This window comes from Vibrio sp. Vb0667, from assembly GCF_033391095.1.
Genome location: NZ_JAWPOL010000205.1, coordinates 1 through 1,305, shown reverse-complemented (window position 1 = coordinate 1,305; position 1,305 = coordinate 1). Strand labels below are relative to the sequence as shown.

At 43.4% G+C, this 1,305-nt stretch carries 2 protein-coding genes; one reads left to right on the top strand and one right to left on the bottom strand.

Annotation, left to right across the window (positions count from 1 at the left end):
* Nucleotides 1-115: 115 nt before the first annotated feature.
* The gene (locus R8269_RS24645; RefSeq protein WP_020835027.1) at nt 116-457 is read right to left on the bottom strand and encodes an ArsR/SmtB family transcription factor; all 342 of its coding nucleotides are present in this window, start codon (nt 455-457) and stop codon (nt 116-118) included.
* 489 nt (nt 458-946) lie between these two features.
* On the opposite strand from R8269_RS24645, the gene R8269_RS24640 reads away from it, so the two are divergent.
* A partial coding sequence (locus tag R8269_RS24640; RefSeq protein WP_318222833.1) for an SgrR family transcriptional regulator occupies nt 947-1,305 on the top strand: 359 nt, incomplete at its 3' end.

The following is a 1,305-nucleotide window of genomic DNA, read 5'->3' as shown; positions in this document are numbered from 1 at the left end:
CACTGGCACTATTTAAAACTTCAGTCGTCATAGTGGTCTCTATTCGTTTATCGTCGAAAGGCGATGTATTAAGTTATAGTTTATCTTTGCGCGCGTGGAAAGCGCGCAACGTGTCTTAGCTAAATAAATCGGAAAACTGAGCGTTAAACACGTTCAGTTTTTCACGTTGAATACGGTAACAAACCTTTGGCGGGTTGGGTTCTGCACTGATAAACCCGGCCTGTTTTAGAATGCGTAAGTGTTCTGATACAGTCGATTGCGCTAAACCTAACTCAGAGACTAAATCGCTATTTAAGCAGCCGCCCATGGTGTCTAAAGTGTGAAGAATATGCAGAATGCGTAAGCGAGCAGGATGAGACAGCGCTTTCGCTTGAGCGGCGAGTGCTTGTTCTTTATCGAGTTGTTGTTGCGTGGTTTCAAAAGCAATTTGGCACGTTTCGTTGCATTTGTTGCTCATGAGCAGACCTTTATAGTTAATCGTCGAATTACGATTAAGTGTACGTGTGCTTTTTCTAAGGCGCAACTGTTGAAAGGAGAATTGAAGATAAGAGACGTCAAAAAATGGGAAGGGATGATGTCTCGCAAATATTTGGCGGACTAACAAAGAATTCGGTCAAATGGCAGCAAGTAAAAAAGCAGAACTTAAAGATACGACGAATTGGGGGTGTGGTATCAGGAGCTAAGTTCTGCTTGGGGGTTAGGTTGTGAGCAATTTTCTATATTTCCTGCTAGCCAAATCAGTATGGTGAAAAAAGGGGAGGTAAAAAAGAGAGTAGATTTCTTCGCTTTATTCCTGATAAGACCAAATAGGTGGGTTTTTCCTACAATATAGGGACGAAATGCTAGTAAAAGGGGAACAAAGTGTTTGGAAGTTTTCTTATTTTATTGCCGCCAAGTTCAGTAAAATACGCCTATTCAATGACCTCCTAGAGTTAAGGTACGTGCGGTGTCTGATCTCAACTTATTTCGTTATTACCAACGCTTGCTCTCTTTTGGTGTTGGTAATGAAGCAAAAACCACGCTGCAAGAAATCGCCGATTTGTTGTTTACTTCGCCTCGTCATGCGCGCAGTTTGCTGGCGCAGATGCAAGAGATAGCGTGGTTAAGTTGGCGACCAAAACCGGGACGGAACCAACGTTCAACATTGTTGTTAAATGTTGAACTCAGCGCGCTAAAAGAAAGCCTTGCACTAGAGCGGATCAAGCTTGGTAAGTACGAGAAAGCGCTGTCGATTCTGGATGAAGATGAAGCTGCATTTGGGCGACTCCTCAAAACAACGTCGGGTGCATCGGTAAAAGAGGGGCG

Bases quoted from the DNA above. Each gene is read 5' to 3' on its own strand.
- R8269_RS24645 (WP_020835027.1), bottom strand. From the start codon at position 457: ATGAGCAACAAATGCAACGAAACGTGCCAAATTGCTTTTGAAACCACG.